This window comes from Paenibacillus sp. AR247 (assembly GCF_002968895.1).
Classification (GTDB): domain Bacteria; phylum Bacillota; class Bacilli; order Paenibacillales; family Paenibacillaceae; genus Paenibacillus_AQ; species Paenibacillus_AQ favisporus.
In genome coordinates, this window is the sequence record NZ_PCZT01000009.1 from 1,792,091 (window position 1) to 1,796,999 (window position 4,909).

A 4,909-nucleotide genomic window follows, 5' to 3' on the forward strand; every position below is an offset into this window, starting at 1 on the left:
CGAGGTTCCGGCCAAAGTCTACTATCACGCCAAAAAGCTGGAGAGCATCGGGTTAATTGTCCTTGTGCACACCAAGCAAATCAACGGAATCACGGCCAAATATTATCAAGCCTTCAAAGGATCCGTACGGATTAAGCGCAGCAAGGACATTGATGAGGCGGCCCAGAAAATCTTCCGAACCGAAACGCAAAAGCTGCTGGAGGATTTGTATGAGGAGAGCAAGCGTAAGTTTCTGAAGGCCCAGAACCAGGAGGAGCCTGCCGGTAACCTGTCCCACTCCGAGGTCTATTTGACGGAAGAGGAAGCCAAAGCATTTTTTGAGCAATTGACGGAGTTTGTGGAAAAGCACACCGAGCGCCAGCACCCGGATCAGAAGCTGTACGACGTATTTACCACGATTGCCAAGCTGGACGAATAGCCGCCCATACACCACAGCCAGCCCCCGGCCATTTGCCGGGGGCTGGTTGTCTCCGAGCTGCGAAAATGGCAGTTACCGCTTCTTCGCAGCTCGACCATCCGCTTTGTGACTACAGGAGCTGCCTTGCGGCATGCTCATCCTCCTGGGCCACGTCAAGTCGTACTGCGTCATTCCCCGGCCGGTAAAGGTGTCCCGGCCGGTCGGCTGGCTCACGATGCGCGAGCGGTGGCGGATCCCTCCGCTCAGCAGTCTGGACTTGGCCCTCGCATAGCTGTCTGCGTCGAAAGATGTGAAGATCAGGATCCGCTCCTTGGGAAAAAAGAACCTCCAAATTGCTTTTGCCGGATTCATGCATCATCCTCCTTCTGGGAGCTACATCAGTGATTTTTTGCCGATATTATATCCTTTCCACGTCCGAAAACCAAGTTTGGCATAAAAATCCACATATTCCGTCCAATCGATCACCAGGTGCTTCACGCCTCTGTCCGTCAGCTCCGCGACTCCGTCCTGAACGATCGCCAGCCCGTAGCCTTTCCCGCGGAACCGGTCGTCCACGCCGAGCGGCCCGATGCCGCCAAGCGGTTCACTGAACAGCGGCGCCCAATAAGTATTCTGGGCAATCAGCGGGGACTCGCCGTCGTTCACGCGGCAAAAGCCGATCATTTCGTCCCCAAGGAACAGGCCGACGAATTCCCGTCCCTGCCCTCCCCGTTCCCAATAGCACTGCGCCTCGTAATACCAGCGTCCCGGAAAGCACCGCTTGAAGAATCGGAGCATCTCTTCACGGTCTCCCGCGACAAGCAGGCGGGCGAATGCTCCATCCCGATACTCGGGCCGCTCTAGGCCATCGTCCGAGGTTTCGTTCACCAGGTCGAACACCTCGTACAGGTATTCGTACCCGCGGCGCGCAAACCATGACTTAACCTCCGGCAGTGCGAGCGGCACCCCGGGAAAATAGTGCCACGGGTCCCGCCCGATGCTGGCCGATACCGCTCCGGCTTCGCGCAAGGCGTTCTCGGCATGACTGAGCAGCCCTGACCCTATGCCCTGCCCCTGAGCATCGCGGCGGACGACGATGGCTTGTATCCATCCGCCGCCGTCACCCAGCTGCATTTCGCGCGCCGGCTCCTGCCACTTCTTGGCGATCACGAACCCAAGCAGACGGCCCTCCCCGTCAACGGCCAGCCCGGAAGCGGGGCCATACACGTTCACATCTTCAAAAGTATTTTGCTTCATCAGTTCCCTGCGCATCGGAAAATGGCCGCCCAGTCCCCCGTTCCAAAGGTCACACATCGCATCAAGCCATTCGGCATCCATCGGAATGATCTTCAATATAACTCCTCCTTCTACTGTGGATCGTACGTGCAAACGAGTTCTGCAAAACATCTTGTCCATAGGGATATTTCATGTCATTCGACCCGTCTTTAGCTGCTGCTCTTCAACCGGGATAAGGATTTTAGCAAAAAGACTCATACGTCTCGTTATAAAATATTATTACATAACAATTATATTGATTGTGTTATAAAATTTCAATGCGGAATATTTAGGTTCCACTGTCCGTAGTGATGTGGGATTACCATGGAAGTCATCAGCATACGGTTCGATCCAGGCTATTTCTTCTTGAAGGCTAATATAAAAATCGCCGAATCCGAGCTGACAGCTCTCGATCCGGCGATTTCATTCATTTATGATCCTTTTCAGGACTCCTTATTCAGGAGATCGTTACACTCTTTTCAGGAAATCGACGATGGTCAGCAGACCAAGATCGAAGTTTTCCAGGTTAAAGTGCTCGTTAGGCGCATGCAGGTTTTCGTCGGGAAGGCCAAAGCCCATGCATACGACCGGAGCGGCCAGTACACGGGAGAACGTCTCCACGATCGGGATGGAGCCTCCATCTCTCGTAAATACGGGACGCGTGCCGTATACTTCCTCGTAGGCTTCCGCCGCCTTTTGCAGAATCGGCGTGGACGGATCGATCGTAAATGCATTGCCCTTCTCGAACTGGACGACGGTTGCTTTGGCGCCCGTCGGTACGTGGCTGTAGATATGCTTTTCGATTTTGTTCAAGATGTCCTGCGGATCCTGATGTCCCACCAGACGGCATGTAATCTTCGCATGGGCTTCCTTCGGGATGACCGTTTTGCTGCCTTCGCCCTGGAATCCGCCATAGACGCCGTTCAACTCAAGGGTCGGGCGGGCGCCCGTTCTTTCGGCGAACGTGTATCCCTCTTCCCCGTACAGCTCGTCAAGCCCAAGGTCGCGCTTCAGCTTGTTCTCGTCTCCGGACTGCTTCGCAAACTCGGCATGATCGGCCTCCGTAAGCTCCGGAACGCCTTCGTAGAAGCCTTCCACCGTCACGCGGCCCTTGGCATCATGCAGGGAATCGAGCAGGCTGACCATCGCATGCAGCGCATTCGGCACGCCGCCGCCGTAGCTGCCGGAGTGAAGATCTGTATTGGCCGTTTGGACATGAACTTCCAGTGAGCACAGACCGCGAAGACCGGTGCAGATCGCCGGTTTCCTTTTTCCAGCAGGGAAGTATCCGAGATCAGAACCGCATCGGCTTTCAGCAGCTCCTGCTGTGCCTCCAGGAACTTCGGAAGGTTCGGGCTTCCGACTTCCTCCTCGCCCTCCACGCAAAACTTGATGTTGACCGGAAGCTGCTTCTCCTGCTGAAGAATCGCTTCCACCGCCTTAATATGTAAAAAGATCTGCCCCTTATCGTCCGTTGCCCCTCTGGCGTACAGCTTGCCGTCGCGTTCGGCCGGCTCGAATGGTGGGGTATCCCACAAGTTCAGCGGGTCTACCGGCTGCACGTCATAGTGCCCATAGACGAGAACCGTCGGCTGTCCCGGTGCATGCAGATGGTCCGCGTAGACGATCGGGTGGCCATTTGTTTCGTGGATTTTCACGTTTTCAAGGCCGGCCTTTTTGAGTGTCTCCGCCAGCCATTCTGCCGCCCGCTTAACGTCCGGCTTATGCTCGGACAATGCGGAAATGCTCGGAATGGACAACCATTCCTTCAGTTCGTTCAGATGCTGATCGCGATGGGTTTGAAAATATGCTTTATAATCCATAATATCCTCCTGTCATGTTCATATTTACTGAAATGCTCACGTCTTGATCCTCATATTTCAGACAACCTTATATCCAGACTAACGCATCTGACGCTAAAAAACCACTCCCTTGCAGAACCCAGGGGCCGTGGTTTTACAGCTCGGTTATTCAAGTCCGCCATCGGTATCTTTCAGCCTGCGGAGCTTTTCCAGTGTCTTGCGGTCCCGGTCGGTCAGCTCCACCTCATCCAGCAGGTCCGGCCGCCGCTCCAGCGTCCGCTTCAGCGCCTGCTCCCGGCGCCAAGCCTCGATGTTCGCGTGGTGGCCGCTCAACAGCATGTCCGGCACTTTCCAGCCCCGGAACTCCACCGGGCGGGTATAGTGCGGGTACTCCAGCAGCCCGGTGCTAAAGGAGTCGGTCACGGCCGACGTTTCGTTGCCCAGCACGCCGGGCAGCAGCCGGGAGACCGCATCGATCACGACCGCCGCCGGAAGCTCGCCTCCGGTCAAGACGTAGTCGCCGATCGACAGCTCATCGGTGATGAGGTGCTCGCGAATCCGCTCGTCGTATCCCTCATAATGACCGCAAATGAAGATCAAATGCTCTTCCTTCGCGAATTCCTCCGCTTTTTTCTGGGAAAAGGTTTCCCCCTGCGGGCACATCAGGATGACTCTTGGCTTGGCCTGTTGTCCCGCTTTCTCCAGCAGATCCTCGACAGCCGCAAAGATCGGCTCCGGCTTCAGAACCATACCCCCGCCTCCGCCATAAGGCGTATCGTCAACCGTACCGTGCTTATTCCCGGAGTAATCCCGGAAATTGACGGTATGAAGCGAGATGATTCCTTTCTCCTGGGCCTTGCCGAGAATGCTTGTCCGGAAAACCCCATCCAGCATTTCCGGGAACAGGGTCAGCACATCCACTCTCATTAGTCCAGCAGTCCTTCCATAATATGAACGAGTATTTTTTGGTTCGGAATGTCTACGTCAAGGACGACATCATCGATGACAGGGATGAGGACACTCTTGCCGCCCTTTGGCTGGACCACCCATACGTCGTTCGCGCCTGGCGTCAAAATTTCCGTCACAACCCCAAGCTCCTTGTCTTCGTCGGTCACGACGCTGCAGCCGATAATTTCGTGGAAGTAATATTCGTCTTCCGGCAGCTCCACGAGATGTTCCTTGCCGACTTTCAGCATGCTGCCCTTAAATTTCTCCACATCATTAATATTGTCGTAGCCGTCCAATTTGATGATGTACATATTTTTATGAAGGCGGGACGAATCGACGGTCACGTCGACCGGCTTGCCCCCGTCCTCCGGAACGATCATGAGCTCGCTCCCCTTGGCGAAACGGACCTCGGGAAAATCCGTGTACGACAACACTTTGATTTCTCCCTTGATGCCATGGGTGTTGACGATTTTGCCAACCTTATAAA

5 protein-coding genes and 1 pseudogene are annotated in these 4,909 nt (G+C 55.1%); 1 reads left to right on the forward strand and 5 read right to left on the reverse strand.

Annotated elements, in window-relative coordinates; translation table 11 throughout:
• A partial coding sequence (locus CPT76_RS16695; RefSeq protein WP_181152883.1) for an ArsR family transcriptional regulator occupies positions 1–418 on the forward strand: 418 nt, incomplete at its 5' end.
• Between the two features lie 72 nt (positions 419–490).
• Here CPT76_RS16695 and CPT76_RS16700 read toward each other — a convergent pair.
• From CPT76_RS16700 to rimM, 5 genes and pseudogenes are all read right to left on the reverse strand, one after another.
• The gene (locus tag CPT76_RS16700) at positions 491–769 is read right to left on the reverse strand and encodes a hypothetical protein (protein WP_105443641.1); all 279 of its coding nucleotides are present in this window, start codon (positions 767–769) and stop codon (positions 491–493) included.
• A gap of 21 nt (positions 770–790) precedes the next feature.
• Complete coding sequence (locus tag CPT76_RS16705) at positions 791–1,750, reverse strand: GNAT family N-acetyltransferase (protein ID WP_105443642.1); 960 nt, start codon at positions 1,748–1,750, stop codon at positions 791–793.
• A 390-nt stretch (positions 1,751–2,140) separates the two neighbouring features.
• Positions 2,141–3,495 (reverse strand): annotated as a pseudogene (locus CPT76_RS16710) (dipeptidase).
• A gap of 144 nt (positions 3,496–3,639) precedes the next feature.
• Entirely contained in the window at positions 3,640–4,401 is a 762-nt protein-coding gene (gene trmD, locus CPT76_RS16715; protein ID WP_105443643.1) for a tRNA (guanosine(37)-N1)-methyltransferase TrmD, read from the reverse strand.
• Positions 4,401–4,909, reverse strand: a 509-nt coding sequence (rimM, locus tag CPT76_RS16720) for a ribosome maturation factor RimM (RefSeq protein WP_105443644.1), incomplete at its 5' end; no start/stop codon positions are given. The genes trmD and rimM, both read right to left, overlap by 1 nt.

Coding starts and splice junctions, on each gene's coding strand:
- CPT76_RS16700 (WP_105443641.1), bottom strand. CDS start 769: ATGAATCCGGCAAAAGCAATTTGGAGGTTCTTTTTTCCCAAGGAGCGG.
- trmD (WP_105443643.1), bottom strand. CDS start 4,401: ATGAGAGTGGATGTGCTGACCCTGTTCCCGGAAATGCTGGATGGGGTT.